This window comes from Promicromonospora umidemergens (assembly GCF_024171995.1).
In the GTDB taxonomy this organism is placed as follows: domain Bacteria; phylum Actinomycetota; class Actinomycetes; order Actinomycetales; family Cellulomonadaceae; genus Promicromonospora; species Promicromonospora umidemergens.
Window position 1 is genome coordinate 17,301 of sequence record NZ_JAMTCT010000008.1, and the last position, 16,066, is coordinate 33,366.

General features: G+C 72.6%; 16 protein-coding genes. 6 read left to right on the top strand and 10 right to left on the bottom strand.

Going from position 1 to position 16,066, the window contains the following annotated elements; translation table 11 throughout:
- The first annotated feature begins 67 nt into the window (after nt 1–67).
- On the top strand, nt 68–916 hold the full coding sequence (locus tag APR04_RS14450; protein WP_253871371.1) for a glycosyltransferase family 2 protein: 849 nt from the start codon (nt 68–70) through the stop codon (nt 914–916).
- Between the two features lie 66 nt (nt 917–982).
- Here the strand turns inward: APR04_RS14450 and APR04_RS14455 are convergent, their stop codons facing one another.
- The 5 genes from APR04_RS14455 to APR04_RS14475 all read right to left on the bottom strand — a co-directional run bounded on the left by APR04_RS14455 (nt 983) and on the right by APR04_RS14475 (nt 5,474).
- A complete protein-coding gene (locus tag APR04_RS14455; RefSeq protein ID WP_253871372.1) occupies nt 983–1,528 on the bottom strand; it encodes a ferritin in 546 nt (181 codons plus the stop codon).
- 85 nt (nt 1,529–1,613) lie between these two features.
- Nucleotides 1,614–1,901: a hypothetical protein gene (locus tag APR04_RS14460; protein ID WP_253871373.1), complete on the bottom strand. Its 288-nt coding sequence runs from the start codon at nt 1,899–1,901 to the stop codon at nt 1,614–1,616.
- 91 nt (nt 1,902–1,992) lie between these two features.
- Nucleotides 1,993–2,475 carry a hypothetical protein gene (locus tag APR04_RS14465; RefSeq protein WP_253871374.1) on the bottom strand — a complete coding sequence of 161 codons (483 nt, stop codon included), beginning with the start codon at nt 2,473–2,475 and terminating at the stop codon, nt 1,993–1,995.
- Entirely contained in the window at nt 2,472–4,937 is a 2,466-nt protein-coding gene (locus APR04_RS14470; RefSeq protein ID WP_253871375.1) for a molybdopterin oxidoreductase family protein, read from the bottom strand. Before APR04_RS14470 ends, APR04_RS14465 begins: the two co-directional genes overlap by 4 nt.
- A 54-nt stretch (nt 4,938–4,991) precedes the next feature.
- Complete coding sequence (locus tag APR04_RS14475) at nt 4,992–5,474, bottom strand: MarR family winged helix-turn-helix transcriptional regulator (RefSeq protein ID WP_253871376.1); 483 nt, start codon at nt 5,472–5,474, stop codon at nt 4,992–4,994.
- Between the two features lie 90 nt (nt 5,475–5,564).
- Between APR04_RS14475 and APR04_RS14480 the strand changes: the two genes are divergently transcribed.
- The 3 genes from APR04_RS14480 to APR04_RS31035 all read left to right on the top strand — a co-directional run bounded on the left by APR04_RS14480 (nt 5,565) and on the right by APR04_RS31035 (nt 8,051).
- Entirely contained in the window at nt 5,565–6,623 is a 1,059-nt protein-coding gene (locus tag APR04_RS14480) for an LLM class flavin-dependent oxidoreductase (protein ID WP_253871378.1), read from the top strand.
- Nucleotides 6,623–7,312 carry an NADPH-dependent F420 reductase gene (locus APR04_RS14485; RefSeq protein WP_253871379.1) on the top strand — a complete coding sequence of 230 codons (690 nt, stop codon included), beginning with the start codon at nt 6,623–6,625 and terminating at the stop codon, nt 7,310–7,312. Before APR04_RS14480 ends, APR04_RS14485 begins: the two co-directional genes overlap by 1 nt.
- A gap of 67 nt (nt 7,313–7,379) precedes the next feature.
- A complete protein-coding gene (locus APR04_RS31035) occupies nt 7,380–8,051 on the top strand; it encodes a GNAT family N-acetyltransferase (protein ID WP_253871380.1) in 672 nt (223 codons plus the stop codon).
- A 61-nt stretch (nt 8,052–8,112) separates the two neighbouring features.
- Here APR04_RS31035 and APR04_RS14495 read toward each other — a convergent pair whose 3' ends face one another.
- From APR04_RS14495 to otnK, 5 genes are all read right to left on the bottom strand, one after another.
- Complete coding sequence (locus APR04_RS14495) at nt 8,113–9,285, bottom strand: MarP family serine protease (RefSeq protein ID WP_253871381.1); 1,173 nt, start codon at nt 9,283–9,285, stop codon at nt 8,113–8,115.
- A 155-nt stretch (nt 9,286–9,440) separates the two neighbouring features.
- Entirely contained in the window at nt 9,441–10,334 is an 894-nt protein-coding gene (locus APR04_RS14500; protein ID WP_372496114.1) for a CHAD domain-containing protein, read from the bottom strand.
- Between the two features lie 37 nt (nt 10,335–10,371).
- The gene (locus APR04_RS14505; protein WP_253871384.1) at nt 10,372–11,160 is read right to left on the bottom strand and encodes a DeoR/GlpR family DNA-binding transcription regulator; all 789 of its coding nucleotides are present in this window, start codon (nt 11,158–11,160) and stop codon (nt 10,372–10,374) included.
- A gap of 16 nt (nt 11,161–11,176) precedes the next feature.
- Complete coding sequence (locus APR04_RS14510; RefSeq protein ID WP_253871385.1) at nt 11,177–11,884, bottom strand: class II aldolase/adducin family protein; 708 nt, start codon at nt 11,882–11,884, stop codon at nt 11,177–11,179.
- Nucleotides 11,881–13,110, bottom strand: coding sequence for a 3-oxo-tetronate kinase (otnK, locus tag APR04_RS14515; protein ID WP_253871386.1), 1,230 nt, complete (start codon nt 13,108–13,110; stop codon nt 11,881–11,883). Before otnK ends, APR04_RS14510 begins: the two co-directional genes overlap by 4 nt.
- Before the next feature lie 120 nt (nt 13,111–13,230).
- On the opposite strand from otnK, the gene APR04_RS14520 reads away from it, so the two are divergent.
- Nucleotides 13,231–14,622, top strand: coding sequence for a homoserine dehydrogenase (locus APR04_RS14520; RefSeq protein WP_253871387.1), 1,392 nt, complete (start codon nt 13,231–13,233; stop codon nt 14,620–14,622).
- Between the two features lie 52 nt (nt 14,623–14,674).
- Nucleotides 14,675–16,060 (top strand): SLC13 family permease, encoded by a 1,386-nt coding sequence (locus APR04_RS14525; protein WP_253871388.1) that lies wholly within the window; start codon nt 14,675–14,677, stop codon nt 16,058–16,060.
- The last annotated feature ends 6 nt before the right edge of the window (nt 16,061–16,066 follow it).

Here is a 16,066-nt window from a genome sequence, read left to right on the forward strand (position 1 = left end):
CGGGCGGGCCGGACGGCGGCCACCCTGGGAGTGGCCAGTCGAGTCGACGTACTGAAGGGGGAACGCGGTGGAGGCCGAGGACGACCGCGTCACGGTCGTGGTCGCGAGCCGGAACCGCCGGGCCGACCTGCTCGCTTCGCTGCCCGTCCATCGGGCGCCCGTGATCCTGGTGGACAACGCCTCGACCGACGGCAGCCCCGACGCCGTCGAGGCGGCATGTCCCGACGTGCGGGTCATCCGCCTGCCGCGCAACGTCGGCGCCGTGGCCCGGACGGTCGGGGTCCGGGCCGCGACCACACCGTTCGTCGCCTTCGCCGACGACGACTCGTGGTGGGCGCCGGGCTCGCTGCACGACGCCGCCGCCGTGCTGTCCGATCATCCTCGGCTCGGACTCGTCTGCGCCAGGATCCTCGTCGGACCGGAGGAGCGCACCGACCCGGTGAGCGAGCTGATGGCCGCTTCGCCCCTGCCGCAGGACGCCTCCGTGCCCGGCGAGGCGCTCCTCGGCTTCGTGGCCTGCGCTGCGATGGTCCGCCGTAGCGCGTTCCTCGCCGCGGGAGGGTTCGACCCCGTGGTGCGGTTCCCCGGCGAGGAGGAGCGGCTGGCGCTCGACCTCGCGGCGGCCGGCTGGGCGATGTCCTACGTCAAGGAAGTGGTGGTGCACCACCACCCGTCACCGAGCCGGCAGCCGCCGGCCGCGCGGCAGCACGGGATCGCCCGCGCGGCGACGCTCACCGCGCTGATGCGCCTGCCGTGGCGCGACGCCGTCGGCGAGCTCCGCGGTGTTGCGGCGCAGAGCCAGAGCCACCGGTCCGGCGTGGTCCGGGGCCTGCGGGAAGCGCCCGCCGCGCTCCGCCGGCGTCGGCCCGTGCCGGCCGAGGTGGCCGCGATGCGGAGGCTCCTCGTGCGGTGGTGAGACAGCGCCGTGGTGAGGCAGCGCCGTGGTGCGGCAGCGCCGTGGTGCGGCAGCGCCGTGGTTCGCTCAGAGGGCCCCGCCGGCCACCCTCGGTGCGGCAGCGGACTCTCCGGCGTCGCCGATGGTCTCGCGCGCGACGTAGTTCTCCAGGTCGAACAGGTTGTCGCCGGCGCGCTTGGCCACGGTGACGAGCGTGGTCGCTGCGGCGACCTCCTCGACCTGCTCCTCGAGGAACCACATCAGGAACTGCTCGCCCAGGGCGTCGCCCTCGTCGCGGGCGGCCCGGAAGATCGCCTCGATCTGCCGGGTGACCTGCTGCTCCTGGTCGAGCGCGAGCTGGAGCGGCTCGATGACGTCTTCGAAGTCGTTGCGCACCTCGGGGGTGCCGGGGATCTTCACGGGCAGCGACCGGTCGAGGTGGTACTGGACGATCATCATCCCGTGGTTGCGCTCCTCGAGCGCCTGGCGGTAGAAGTGCGCGGCGAGCTGCGGCAGGTCGTGGCTGTCGAACCAGACAGCGATCGCCATGTACTGCAGGTGCGCCGCCAGCTCGTGGCCCACCTGCTCGCCCAGCAGCCGCAGATACTGGGAGCTCTCCGAGGTCGTCGTCATGCGCTCACGCTACCGCTCCGTTCCGAGCACACCGAGCACACCGAGCGCACCGAGCGCACCGAGCGCATCCAGCGCACCGGCCGCGTCAGAGCGGCGTCGGCTCGCCCAGCAGCACGAGCCCGCGCGGGAACTGGCCGTCCGTCACCTCCTGGACGCGGCGGCGCGCCTCGTCGGCGCTCCCGGCGTGGAGCCGCAGCTCCCTGGTGGTCGGGCCCGGGTCCGGTCGCGCCGAGTCGCCGGGGGAGTCCAGGCCGGGCTCGGCGACCATCCGGGCCTGCAGGCCGGCGGCACGCAACGCGTCAACGAACGACCCGGCGTCGCGCTTGGCCGTGTCCAGATCGGGGAAGGTCACGGCAATGAGGTAGTTCTCCATGTCGGCATCTCCATGTCCTGGTACTCGTGTGGCCTGGTACTCGTGTGGCCTGGTACTCGTGTGGCCTGGTACTCGTGTGGTGACGAGCTGGTCAGCTGATCAGCACCTGGGTCGACGACTCCTTGAGCTTGGCGTTCGCCCAGCGCATCTGGCGCAGCGTGTCGGGATGGCACCGTTCGGTCAGGGCGAGCACGTCGGTGTGCTGGATACCCTGTGCCGCCTGGGCGAGCATCTCCCAGTCCACCGACACGCCCGCCGCGTCCAGATAGAGCGCGCGCAGATCACGCAGCAGCAGGAGCCCCGGGGTGCGGGCCCGCCCGACGAGCTCGCTGCTCTTCTCGCGCACCGAGCGGGCGAGCGAGCGCTCGGCCTGCGGCTCGGCGTCGAGATCGACGCCGTAGTCGACAGCCGCCTCCGCGATGTCGCGGACGTGCCGCTGGGACCAGGCGGCGATGTCCCGGGCCACGTGATAGATCTCGTGGTCCACCTGGTGCCGCTCCGAGATCCGCAGCAGGTCGAGCGCCAGGTGGTTCTCGGACCGGTGCAGCTCCCGCAGGACGAGGCCGAGCTTCATCGCGGGCCCCCTGGTCGGGTGGCGGACAGGTCCTCGTCGGCGACCGCCTCTGCTCCGCCGGCGGTCGCAGGCACCCCTGGCGTGACCGAGGCCGAGCCGGTCGACGGCGCCGGAGCGGGGGAGCCGTCCCCGTCCCTGACCTTGCGCACGGCCGCCGCCGCTGTCTTGAAGAGCGGCTGCTTGGAGCAGGGGTCCCAGTCCGTCATCGTCAGCTCGTTCGCCGCGCGGCCCTGGCCGTCCGGTTCGTGGCCGCCGCTGGTGTCCCAGTAGCCGTAGTGGAACGGCACGAACGCGACGCCCGGGCGGATGCCGCTGATGCGCGCCTTGGCCCGTAGACCACCCCGTGGCGTGGTCACCTCGGCGAGGTCGCCCTCCGCGAGGCCGAGCGCCTCGGCGTCGTGCGCCGAGACCTCCACCCAGACCCCGGGGGCCGCCGCCTGCAGCTGCGGCGCCCGGCCTGTCTTGGTGCGGGTATGGAACTGGTACAGCGTGCGCCCGGTGATGAGCTGGAGCGGGAACTGCTCGCTGGGGATCTCGTGGGGCACGAGGTACTGGGCCGCCTTGATGACGGCCCGGCCCTCCGGGTTCAGCGCGGCGTACTCCGTCGGCTCCAGCGGTGCCCCGGTGATCAGGTCGCGGCCGTAGCTCTCGCAGTAGTCGGGGCTGCTCCAGAACTGCCCGTCGGCGTAGAGGCGCTCCGTGCCAGCGGGCTGCTCCTCCGTGCAGGGCCACTGGATGCCGCTGCCGCCGCGCAGCTTGTCATAGCTGAGACCGGTGTAGTCGCACGGGCGCCCGCGGCTGCACTCCTTCCACGCCTCGAAGGCGGACTCGGCGTCGTGCCACTTGACCAGCGGCGCGTCGTCCTTGTCCCGCAGCCCCATCCGGTGCCCGAAGTCGATGAAGATGTCGAGGTCCGGCCGCGCCTCGCCGGGCGGCTCGACGGCCTTCTCCGAGAGGTGCACGGTGCGGTCGACGTTCGTGAAGGTGCCGGTCTTCTCGCCCCACGTCGCGGCGGGAAGCACGACGTCGGCCAGCTGAGCCGTCTCCGACAGGAAGATGTCCTGGACGACGAGGAACAGCCGCTCCTGCGTCAGGATCGAGCGGACGCGGGCCAGCTCCGGCAGGGACACGGCCGGGTTGGTCGCCTGCACCCAGAGCATCCGGATCGAGCCCTCCTCGACGTACCGCATCATCTGCATGACGTGGGTCGGCGGAGAGTAGTGCGGGATGCGCATCGGGTCCACGTTCCACACCTCGGCCAGGTCCTTCACGTGCGCGTCGTTGGACCAGTTGCGGAATCCCGGCAGGTCGCCGTCGGCCCCGCACTCCCTGGTGTTCTCTGCCGTGGGCTGCCCGTTCATCTGCAGGAGGCCGCACCCCGGCTTTCCGAGCATGCCCCGGACCAGGTGGACGTTGTTGACCTGCACCGACGCGGCGGTGGCCTGGTGGGACTGGTAGAAGCCCTGGAGCACGGTGGACAGCAGCCGCTCCCCGGTGCCCAGGATGCGGGCCGCCTCGCGCAGGTCGGCGGCGGGGACGTCGCAGATCGTGGCGACGCGCTCCACGGGGTAGTCCGCGACCATCTGCGCCAGGTCGGCGAAGCCCACGGTGTGCTGGTCGATGTACTCGTGGTCCACCCAGTCCTGCGCGACGATCTCGTGCAGCAGACCGTTCATCAGCGCGAGGTTGGTGCCGGGGCGCGGCGCCAGGTGGACGGTGGCGGCGCGCGCCACCGGCGTCATCCGGGGGTCGACACAGATGATGGCCGGCGGGTTCGGGCCGGCGAGCCGGTCCAGGACCCGGGACCACAGCACGGTCTGCGTCTCGGCCATGTTGTGCCCGAAGAGCGCGATCACGTCGGCGTGGTCGATGTCCGTGTAGGACCCGGGCTGCCCGTCGGAGCCGAACGACTCCTTGAGCGCGGCGGCCGCCGTCGCGGTGCACAGCCGCGTGTTGCCGTCGACGTGGTTGGTGCCGATGCCCCCGTGCGCGATCAGGCCGAGGGTGTAGTACTCCTCCAGGAAGAGCTGACCCGTGGTGTAGAAGCCGATGGCGCTAGCGCCCTGCTCCGCCATGAGCTGCTTGGCGTTGCTCACCACACGTTCCATCGCCTCGTCCCAGGTGGCCTCCACCAGCTCGCCGTCCTTGCGGACGAGCGGCCGCGTGAGCCGGGCGGGGTCGGCGTTGGCCTGCCAGCCGTAGAGGTCCTTTGGCCCGAGCCGGCCGTGGTTGACCCGGTCCTCGACCCGGCCGCGGACGCCCACCATGCGGCCGTCGCGCACCGCGATGTCGAGCGCGTCGCCGTTCGAGTGCAGGATCGTCGCGGACTGTACCCAGCGGTCGACCTCGTCGGCGGTGACGCCGTCAGCGAGGAACGTGTCGGTCCGTGCGGGCCACGGGGTTCCCGGGCCGTAGGGCGTCCGGGTTCCCCAGGGTTCGGCGATGCGATCGGTCTGCGGCATCTGTCCAGGCAATTGCGGCTCGGAGCCGCTCGCAACCGGAGGCCCGCGGCTCGCTCACCGAGCGGGACGGTCCAAACGGGTGCGGAGCGCCGCCGTGAGGTGCTCTACCTGTTCCAGCTGGTCCGGGGTCAGGGCGTCGACGAACAGCTCGCGCACCGCGCGCAGGTGCGGCACCGAGGCGCTCCGGAAGGCCTGCGCCCCGTGGTCCGTGAGGACCACCTCGGCGCCGCGGTAGTCGACGGCGCAGTCGTCGCGGCGGATGAGGTCGCGCCCCTCCATGCGCCTGATGTGGTGGGACAGCCGACTGCGTTCCCAGCCGACGGCGTCGGCGAGCTCGGAGGAGCGCAGGCGGCGCCCGTCCGCCTCGCTCAGGGCGAGCAGCACCGCGTAGTCGCCGGGCGACAGCGCTGACTCCTCGTGCAGACGGGCGCTCAGCCGCGCGTTCAGCGCCTGTGCGGTCTCGATGAACCCGCGCCAGGTGCGCAGCTCGTCCGCCGTCGGCGACTGCCGGGAGCGGAGCGGTGTGTCCTCTGTCACGACGACCTCCAGTGATTGACGTGTCAACCATATCGGGCGCATGATTGACACGTCAATCAAATGTGCAGGCCAGTCGTGGAGGAGTCCCCCATGGGCGACATCGAGTTCGGCATCGACACTTTCGGCGACCTGCCGCGGAACGACCACGGTGAGGTCGTCTCCTACGCGGAGGCGATCCGGCGCACGGTCGACGAGGCGGTGCTCGCCGACCAGGTCGGGATCGATGCCGTCACCGTCGGCGAGCACCACCGCCCCGAGTACGCGATCTCGACCCCGGAGACCGTGCTGGCCGGGATAGCGACCAGGACCTCGAACATCAAGCTCGGCTCGGGCGTCACGGTCCTGAGCTCGGACGACCCGGTACGCGTCTTCCAGCGGTTCGCGACCGTCGACGCCCTGTCGAACGGCCGCGCGGAGGTCATCCTCGGGCGCGGCTCGTTCACCGAGTCGTTCCCGCTGTTCGGCTACGACCTGCGCGACTACGACGAGCTCTTCGAGGAGAAGATCAACCTGTTCGTCCGGCTCCTCGACGAGAAGCCGGTCACGTGGGAGGGCACCCTGCGGCCGTCGCTGGCGCAGGCCGACGTCTTCCCCAAGACGGAGTCCGGGCGCCTGACGACCTGGGTCGGCGTGGGCGGTACGCCGCAGTCGGTGCTCCGCACCGCCACGTACGGGCTGCGGCTGATGCTCGCGATCATCGGCGGCCCGCCCGAGCGGTTCGTGCCGTACGTCGACCTCTACCGCCGGGCGGCCGCCGAGGTCGGCACCACCGCCTACCCCGTCGGCATGCACTCGCCCGGCTTCATCGCGGACACGGACGAGAAGGCGATGGAGCTGTTCTACCCCGGCTACAAGGTGGTCCGTGACCGCATCGGCGCCCTGCGGGGCTGGCCGCCGCTGCGCCGGGGCGAGTTCGAGGCCGACGTCGCGCAGGGCTCGCTCTACATCGGCTCCCCCGAGACTGTGGCCCGCAAGATGGCCCGGGCCATCGGCACCCTGGACGTCGGCCGGTTCGACCTCATCTACTCCGCAGGCGGGGCCATGCGCGCCAGCGACCGGCTGCGCGCCGTCGAGCTGTACGGCACGCGCGTGCTCCCGATGGTCCGCGAGCTGCTCGCCGAGCAGCCGGCGAAGCCGGCGGTGTCCTGATGTCGGCGGCCCCCGTACGCACCCTCGGGATTCTCGGCGCAGGCAAGGTCGGCACGGTGCTGGCCCGCCTTGCCGTCGCGGCCGGATACCGTGTGCTCGTGGCAGGCTCCGGCGACCCAGATCGCATAGCGCTCACCGTCGAGGTGCTCGCTCCGGGCGCCCGCGCGGTCGATGCCGAGACGGCGGCGCGCGAGGCGGACGCCGTCGTCCTCGCCCTCCCGCTGGGCAGGTACCGGACCATCCCCGCCGCGGTGCTGGAGGGCACGCTGGTGATCGACTCGATGAACCACTGGTGGGAGGTCGACGGCCCGCGGGACGCGATCCTGCGGCCGGAGGAGTCCACGAGCGAGCTGGTCCAGGCGGCGCTCCCCGGGACGCATGTCGTCAAGGCGTTCAACCACATGGGCTATCACGACCTCGAGGACGAAGCGCGGCTGCCCGGGTCGCCCGGCCGCAAGGCCATCGGCGTCGCAGGCGACGACCCGGCCGACGTCGCGGCGGTGGCCGCGATCGTGGACGCGCTCGGCTTCGACCCGGTGGTCGCAGGCACGCTCGCCGAGGGGATCCGCATGGAGCCCGGCACTGCCGTGTTCGGCGCCGACGTCGACGCCCCGGAGCTGGGCGAGCTGCTGGGCGCCCGCGTTGCCTCGGAGCCGGACCAGGATCGTGCGGAGGCGGTCAGTGCCTGACGGTCGCGTGCCTGACGGTCGCGTGCCTGACGGTCGCGTGCCTGACGATCGGGTGCCTGACGATCGCGTGCCTGACGATCGCGTGCCTGACGAGCCAGGGGAGCCGCCGCTGCCCCGGCTCGTGCGTGCCTGGGTGGCGGGCTGGGCGCTGTCCCGGGGGACCGCCCCGCCGGTCGAGCAGGCGGAGGGCTTCCGGATCGAGGTCGGGCGGCCGGACCAGGTCGCCCGGTACGTGCTGCTCGACTCCAGCGAGGCGGCGGTCCGTACGGTGGCCGGTGCGGTCACCGTGCCCCACACGTGGCTCAGGGCGTTCGTCGCTCCGGAGGTCGTCGCCACGTGGCTCCCGCCCGGCTGGACGGCGGGGCCTCCGACGTTCCTCATGGCGACCGGCCTGCGTCCGTCGAGCGCCCGCGCCCCCGACGGCTACGCGGTGACCGCAGAGACCAGGGCAGGCGTCACCTTCGTCCGCGTGCTCGCCGCCGACGGCGGGCTCGCCGCCCGCGGCCAGGTCGCGGTGGCCGGCGAGAGCGCCGTCGTCGACCAGGTCGAGACCGAGCCGGCTCACCAGCGCCGCGGCCTGGGCAGCCTCGTGATGCGCACGCTGGCGAACGCCGCCGTCGAGCAGGGCGCCACGACGGGCGTGCTCGGCGCGAGCTCCGACGGGCGCGCCCTGTACGAGGCGCTGGGCTGGCGGCTGCACGCCCCGCTCGCCGGGTTCGTCTACCGGGCGACGGCCTGAGCCGCCCCGGCCGTCCCGCACCGCCGCCAGGCCGAGCGGGACGGCCGGGCCGTCCGGGGCGTCAGCTCGCGCACTGCCCGGTCGTCACCGCGGCCTCCAGGTCGGTGGCCTGAGCGGCGACCGGCATCAGCTCTGCGGTCGTCATCGCGTAGCCGATGTCGCGGTCGGAGTCGTCGCGCGCGAAGATCACGCCGGCCACCTCGCCCTGGGTCGTCAGGAGCGGGCCGCCCGAGTTGCCGGGGCGGACCACGGCCGCCAGGGAGTAGACCTCACGGTTCGCGCCGCCTGCGCCGTACGAGTCCGGGACGCGCGTGGTGCTGACGCTGAGCACCCCGGCGCTGCCCGAGGTGAACGGGCCGCCGTAGGGGTAGCCCTGGACGACGCCGCTGTCGCCGACCGACAGCGTCGGCGCTATGCCCAGCGGGTCCGCGTCGAGGTCGTCGACCGCGATCACGGCGAGGTCGTCGACGGGGTCGTAGTAGACCACTCGCCCCTCCCGGACCGTGCCGCCGGGAAGCTCGATGACCGGCCGGTCCACACCGGCCACGACGTGCGCGTTGGTCACCAGACGGTCGGGGGCGACGACGAACCCCGACCCGGTCGAGCTCTTGCCGCACGCGTACGCGATGCCCGAGATCCGGGCCACGGACTGCGCCGACGCCTCCAGCTCGGCGTTCTCCAGGTCGACGGCAGGCACCACCGGCGTGTCTCGCGGCACCATCAGGATGTTCAGCCGCGGCAGGCCGTCGTCGAGCACGATCGAGCGCATCTCGGCGAGCGGGCGGCCCACGGCGGGCGGCGTCAGGTCGTCGATGGTGCGCAGGACGGCGGACGAGGAGACCGCCGAGGCGACACCGGGCGCGCCCGTCGCGCTGATCGCGTTACCGACGAACGAGAGCGCAAGGGCGACGACGCCCACGTTCGCGACCCCGCCGAGCAGACGTTCGAGCGGGCGGAGCGAGGTGCGGTCCACGCCCTGTCGCAGGTTCCGGCCCAGCCCCGCACCGATGGAGGCGCAGAACAGGGGCAGAAGGATGGCCACGGCGATGGACACCGGGCCGCGCCACTCGGAGGTGGGCAGCAGGTCGTTGACGGCCGGGACCGCCCAGAAGGCCGCGACACCGCCGACGACGAGGCCGATCAGGCCGCCGAGCGTAGCCAGCAGGCCCCGGCTGAGGCCGGCCATGAGGGCGAGGAACAGCACCACGAGAAGCACCAGGTCGAAAAGCTGCACGGGGCTCCTTCGGGGGCGGTCGACGGCGGGCGGCGGTCAGGCGGTCAGGCAGGACGAGACGAGACGACCGTATGCGCTGAACCTGTGTGCGGCGGCCCGCGACCCGGCTCCATCACGCGATCCCCCGATTTGCGGCGAGAAGTTCACCGCCGTTTTCACCTTTCTTTCGGGGAGGGCGCGCGCGTCTCCAGCTCGCCCAGCGCGGCGGGCAGGTCCGCCAGGGCGGCGACGGCCTGCTCGTGGCACCCGACCACGACGGCGTCGTACGCCTCTGAGCCGCCCGCGTGCGCGTGGACGTGCTCGGCGAGGAGCAGGGCATCGCGGTGGTCGCCGAGCAGCGACTGGATCCGGTGTCCGGCGGAACCGAGGTCCTTGGTCCTGCGGCCGAGCAGCCCGACAGGCTCGCGCGTGATCGCCTCGCAGGTGTGCCGCAGCCGGCGTGCCGCCTTGCGCAGCTCGTGGGCGCTCGCGAGATCGGTGAGCTCGCCCACGGAACCGAGGGTGCGTTCGGCCTGCCGGCGGACGGCGCGACGGGCTGCCTTCTTCGCCGGCTGCGACGCTCGTTCGCCGAGGCGGGGCTCGGCCGCCCACTCGGTCAGCAGCCGGTCGAGGTCCCGACCCCTGTTCGACCGGGTCCAGCGGACGACGTCGGCGTGCGCTTGCTCGTGGGCCGTCAGCAGCGGGTCGAGCAGGGCGGAGCGAGCCTGCTCGTCGAGGCCGGCCGTGTCGGCCGCCGCGTCAGCCGCCGTGTCAGCCGCCGCGGCCACCTGCTGCGCGCGGACCTCCAGGTCGCGGGCCCGCCCCAGCACGTCGCCCCACTCCTTGAGCAGGGACCGCAGCTCGGCGGTCGCATCCTTGTCGAGGTACCTCCGGAACGCGGCGAGCACGTTGCGCAGGCGACGGACCGAGGTGCGCAGCCCGTGCACGGCGTCCGGCTCGTCGGCGAGCGCCGCCGGGACGCGGTCGTGGATCCGGCGCACGAGGTCCTCGACCGCGAGGGTCAGCAGCTCGCCAGCGGTCTCGGGACGTGTGGTGGTATCAGCGGCGATGCGGCCAGGCTATCGCGCGGGCCGACGAGCTCACGGGTCAGGGGAGCTGCGCGCGCACGACCTCGACGCCAAGGGCCTCGATCCGCTCGGCGTCGGGCTCGTCGAGCGCGAGGTCGCAGATCACGGTGTCGAGCTCGTCCAGGGACAGCACGCGGTACTTGGCGAAGCGGCCGAACTTGCCGCTGTCCGCGAGCAGCACGGTCGTCGTCGCCGACGCCATCGCGGCGCGCTTCGCCTCGATCTTCGCCTCGACCGGCGTCGTGACGCCGTGGCGCGCGTCCCAGGAGCTCGATGACAGGAACGCGATGTCGAGCGACAGCTCGGCGAGGGTCAGGGCCGCGAGGCGGCCGATGGTCGACTGGTTGTCCGGGTCGACGCGCCCGCCCACGCTGATGAGGTCGACGCTCGGGTGGTCGAGGAACGCGAGCACCGTGCTCAGGTCGTTCGAGACGACCGTGAGCCCCGTCCGGTCCTCAAGGTACGGGCGCATCGCCTGCACGGTGGTCCCCGCGTCGAGGTAGATGGTCATCGAGTCGGTGACCAGCTCGGCGGCCGCCCGGGCGATGGCCTTCTTCTCCGGCAGGCCGGTCACGGCCTTCTCGGCCCGCCGGGGCTCGTTCAGCAGCCGGGTCACGAGGGTGGCGCCGCCCTGCGTCGCCCGGACGCGGCCCTGCTCGGCGAGCAGGGCGACGTCGCGTCGCGCGGTCATCTGGCTGATGCCGAGCAGCTCGGTGATCTGCCGGTAGCTGAGCACCTGCTCCGTGCGCAGGTGCTGCAGGATCTGCTGCCTGCGCTGCTCCGGGATCAGGGCTGTCGTCTTCGCCATCGTTGCCTCCTGCGCGTCAGTTTAGGGGCGCCGGAGTCCAGGGGCTGCGCCAGCGTCCGGCCAGGTCCTGGATCTGTTCGGGCGCCAGCTCCCGGCGCGACGAGCCTGCCGTGAGCAGCGCGATCCGGCACGCCTCCTCCAGCTCGGTGGCGCGGTCGACGGCCTCGTCGAGGGACGAGCCGACGACGACGGCGCCGTGGTTGGCGAGCAGCGCGGCACGCAGGGGCCAGGGTGCGGCGAAGAGGTCGTCGCCCAGCGCGGGATCGCCCGGATGACGGTAGGGGAGCAGCGGCGTCTGCCCGACCCGCATCACGAAGTACGGCGTCAGGGGAGGGATCGCGTTGTGCGCGGCCCACGGGGCGAGGCACGCGAGCGCGACGGCGTGCGGTGAGTGCACGTGCACGACGGCGCGGTGGCCGGCGTCGCGCCGGTAGAAGGCCACGTGCAGCGGCGTCTCCTTCGAGGCGCGGGCGCCCCCCAGGTGCGTCCCGTCGAGCCCGACGTGCGCGAGGTCGGCCGCGGAGAGCTGCCCGAGGGACGAGCCGGTACCGCTGATCAGGATCCGGTCGCCGGCCAGCACGCTGACGTTCCCGCTGCTGCCCGGGCTGAGGCCGGCGGCGACGAGCTGCCGTCCGGCCTCGGCGAGAGCCTTCGTCGCCTCCTCAGCGGCGGCGTCCGTGGTGTCGTCCGTGGCGTCGTTCGGAGCGTGGTCCTGCGCGTTCACCGCAGCACCTCCCAGGCCTGCGTGAACAGGTCGGTGCCGCCGAAGTTCCCGCTCTTGAGCGCGAGCGCCACCGTGCGGCCCTCGGCGCTGCCTGTCGCCCAGCAGACGCCGGGCGCGAGCTCGGGCCCGATGTGCAGCGCGTCGACGCCCAGCGCACGCACCACCGATCCGCTGCTCTCGCCACCAGCGACGATCAGCGCCGTCACGGTTCCGCGGGCCACCAGCCGGCCGGCGACACCGGCGAGCACCCGTTCGACGACGGGCGCGACCTCGACGTCGTCAACGGAGGACCGCACGTCGGCGCGCTCTCGGGCCGCGCACACCACGGGACGGGAGGCGACGGGCTGCTGCTCGACCCACGCGGCCAGCTGCGCGATGGTGCCCTGCTCGTCGGCGACCGCCGCGGCGAGGTCGATCAGCCGCACGGGCTGGGTCCGTGCGGCGTGCGCGACCTGTTCGAGCGTCGTCGCAGACACGCTGCCGCACAGCACGACTCCGCGGTCGGTACCGGGCGGCGACCACAGGGCGTCGGGCAGCCGTGGTCCGGCGATGCCGAGTGCGAGGCCCGAACCCCCGGACACGAGGACGTCGTCGGTGGTGGCCTCGCCGATCACCGCAAGGTCGTCGTCGGCGACCGTGTCGAGCACCGTGTAGCGGGCGGCGGACGCGTCGAGCGCGGCCCGGACGGCGTCGGCCCCCTCGCGCACGGTGGGCAGGGCGACCTCGCCGACGTCGTGCGGGGTCTGCGGGCGTAACAGGTCCGCGACGCGCGAGCGTGTCATCGGTGTGAGCGGGTGCTGCCGCATCGAGGAGTTCTCGAGCAGGTCGGCGCCCACGAACAGCTGGCCGTTGTACACCGTGCGCCCGTTGGCGGGCAGCGCGGGCACGACGACGGCGCGCGCCGCGCCCACGGCGTCGGCCACGGCGTCGAGGACCGGGCCGATGTTGCCGTCGTCCGTCGAGTCGAAGGTCGAGCAGTACTTGACGTAGAAGCGCGTGGCGCCCCAGGCGCGCAGGCGGTCCACCGCGTCGAGCGAGGCGCGCACCGCCTCGGCGCGCGGCGCCGTGCGGGTCTTGAGCGCGACGACCACCGCGTCGACCTCGCGGAGCTGGTCTGGGGTGAGCGTGCCGTTCTCGACGACCACACAGACGCGATGACCGGACCTGCGCAGCATCGTGGCGAGGTCGGTGGCGCCGGTGAAGTCGTCGGCGATGGATCCGAGCATGTTCGGATCCTCTCACACCCTGTGACGATTTGATGCGAAGTTGGACGATAGTAGAAGCTGTGGCACAGTGGCCGCCAGCCCGCTCGATCGCCGAGCTGGTGCACGACGATCGGAACAACGGTGATCCTTCATCACGTCACACGGACGCGCGCCCCGCTCCGCGTCGCCCTGACGGGCGCCAACGGCGGCTACGGGCGCACTTTCCTCGCATCGCTCGGGCTGACCCCCGAGATCCGCCCGGTGGTCCTGGTGGACCCCGACGTCGCGGGCGTACGCCGCATGCTCGACGAGCTGGGTGTACCGGCGGAGCGGGTCGCAGAGGCCACGGACGCCGCGGCAACGGCACGCCTGGTCGAAGAGGGCCGCATCGCCCTCGTCACCTCGGCGGACGCCCTCGACTGGGCGAGCGTCGACGTGCTCGTCGAGGCCTGTGGCAGGGTGTCGGCGGGCTTCGCGTACGCCTCGGCCGCCCTCGACAACCACACGCACGTCGTCATGGTGAGCAAAGAGGTCGACACCGTCGTCGGCGTCGAGCTCGGGGCGCGTGCCGCCGCGAACGGCCTCAGCTACCTCCCGGGCGACGGCGACCAGCCGGCCAACCTGCTGCGCCTGGTCGACTGGGTCAGTGCCGTCGGGCTCGACATCGTCGCCATCGGCAAGTCCGGCGAGTACGACCTCGAGCTCGACCCCGCCACCGGCCGCGTGACCCAGGCCGGCGTGACCGTGGACGCGCCGGAGCTCACCGGCCTCCTGGAGCTCGGCGACGACGTCGCCGGCACGCTCGCCCGCCGCGCCGAGGCCGTGCGCGGTCTCAAGCGGGCAGCGGCGGCCGACTCCTGCGAGATGGCGGTCGTCGCCACGCGGACGGGAGCGACCGCCGACGTCGAGGCGATGCACTACCCGGTGGCCCGCATCGCGGAGCTCGCCGACATCTACGCCGCACGCGAGCACGGCGGCATCCTTGGGCACGACGGCGTCGTCGACGTCTTCTCGGCGCTGCGCCTGCCGGGCGAGGCGAGCTTCGCCGGCGGCGTGTTCGCCGTCGTGCGCACCGGTGATCCGGTCACCTGGGAGCTGCTGCGCGGCAAGGGCCACGTCATCAGCCGCGACGGACGCTACGCCTGCATCTACTGGCCATACCACTACATGGGCGTCGAGACGCCGCTCACCGTGCACGCCGCCGCCGACCGCGTGCCGGCGCTGCCGCCGCGCTGGACCACCCTGCTCGCCGCCCGCGCGGCGGAGGACCTCGGCGTCGGGACGGAGCTCCTTGTCCAGGGCCACCACCATGAGATCGACGGCGTGGCCCCCGTGCTGCTCGACCCCGCGGTCCTTGACGGGGCGGAGACGGCGGCCCCGTACTACCTGCTCGACGGCGCACGCCTCGTACGCCCCGTCGCTCAGGGCGACCTGATCGGCCTGGACGACGTCGAAGGCGTCGACGCGCCGGCGCTCGCCGCCTACCTGACGGGCATCACCCGCACCACCACGAACGACGGAGACGATCGATGACGATTCTCGACCCGAGCACGCACGCCGTGCGGAACCCAGAGGAGCGGGTGGCATGACCGCCGAGATCATTGCCCTGATCGGGCTCGCGGCGGTCTTCGGGATCTCCGCGCTGCGCCACATCCACATGGGCGCGCTCGCCCTGGTCGCCGCGTTCATCGTCGGCATCGGCGTCGTGGGCGAGAGCCTCGACGACGTGCTCGGTGGCTTCCCCGTCGACGCGTTGATCATCCTGCTCGGCATCACCTACCTGTTCGGCATCGCCCGCGAGACCGGCACCATCAGCTGGCTGGTGGACCGCTCGATCGGCCTGATCGGCGACCGCGTGGCGCTGCTGCCGTGGGGCCTCTGGCTCGTCGCGACCGGCGTCGCCTGCCTCGGCACCTCGCACGCTGCCTTCGCTGTCGTGCCGATCGCCATGAGCCTCGCGGCCACCCACCGGATCAGCTCCACGATGATGGCCATCGCCATGAGCTCCGCGATCGTCGGTGGTGCGCTGGCGCCCACCAGCATCGTCGGCATCACCGTGCAGACCGTTGCCTCCTCCGCGGACATCCGCTACGACGCCGGCCTGATGTTCGGACTCTCGGTGGGGGTCAACGCGCTCGTCGTGCTCGTCGCCTTCTTCATGTTCGGTGGTCGCGAGCTCATCCAGCGCTCGCGGCAGGCGTCCGGCTCGTCGTCCGGCTCGTCGTCCGGCGGCGGACCGGGCGGGGCGTCGTCCGGCGGCAGCTCCGGAAGTGGCGTCGGTGGCGGCAGCGGCAGCGCGTCCGGCGGCGTCGCGACCTTGACGCGCACCGAGACCACTGTCGAGACCACGAGGATCACGGCGATGCAGGTGCTCGTGCTGGCCTCGATCGTGGTGCTGATCGGCGGGTTCTTCCTGCTGACGCAGCTCGAGGTGGACGTCAACCTCGGTGTGGTCGCGCTGACCATCGCGGTGATCCTCGCGCTCGTCGACCCGGGCGTCGGACGCCGCGCGATCAACAAGGTCGACTGGAGCACGATCCTGCTGCTCGGCGGCATCATCACTTACGTGGAGGTACTGACCCGGCTCGGCGCCATCGACCAGCTCGGCGAGGCCGCCCGGTCGGTGAGCGACCCGCTCGTCGCCGCGTTCGTGATCTGCGTGGTGGCCGGCCTGGTCTCGGCGTTCGCCTCGACGATCGGCATCATCGGGGCGCTCATCCCGCTGGCGGTCCCGCTGCTCGTGCCGGGTGGCGGACTGGAGATGACCGGCTTCATCTACGCGCTGGCGATCTCGGCGTCGCTCGTCGACTGCGCACCGTTCGGGACCACTGGTGCGACCATCGTCGCCTCGACGGTGGAGGTGGATCGCACACGCGTGAACCGGAACCTCACGGTCTGGGGACTGTCGATGGTGATCATCACCCCGGTCGTGACGCTGCTGACCATGGTGGTGCCGTTCCTCTGGTTCTGACCCGCC

Coding starts and splice junctions, on each gene's coding strand:
- APR04_RS14455 (WP_253871372.1), bottom strand. CDS start 1,528: ATGACGACGACCTCGGAGAGCTCCCAGTATCTGCGGCTGCTGGGCGAG.
- APR04_RS14460 (WP_253871373.1), bottom strand. CDS start 1,901: ATGGAGAACTACCTCATTGCCGTGACCTTCCCCGATCTGGACACGGCC.
- APR04_RS14465 (WP_253871374.1), bottom strand. CDS start 2,475: ATGAAGCTCGGCCTCGTCCTGCGGGAGCTGCACCGGTCCGAGAACCAC.
- APR04_RS14470 (WP_253871375.1), bottom strand. CDS start 4,937: ATGCCGCAGACCGATCGCATCGCCGAACCCTGGGGAACCCGGACGCCC.
- APR04_RS14480 (WP_253871378.1), top strand. CDS start 5,565: ATGGGCGACATCGAGTTCGGCATCGACACTTTCGGCGACCTGCCGCGG.
- APR04_RS14485 (WP_253871379.1), top strand. CDS start 6,623: ATGTCGGCGGCCCCCGTACGCACCCTCGGGATTCTCGGCGCAGGCAAG.
- APR04_RS14505 (WP_253871384.1), bottom strand. CDS start 11,160: ATGGCGAAGACGACAGCCCTGATCCCGGAGCAGCGCAGGCAGCAGATC.
- otnK (WP_253871386.1), bottom strand. CDS start 13,110: ATGCTCGGATCCATCGCCGACGACTTCACCGGCGCCACCGACCTCGCC.
- APR04_RS14525 (WP_253871388.1), top strand. CDS start 14,675: ATGACCGCCGAGATCATTGCCCTGATCGGGCTCGCGGCGGTCTTCGGG.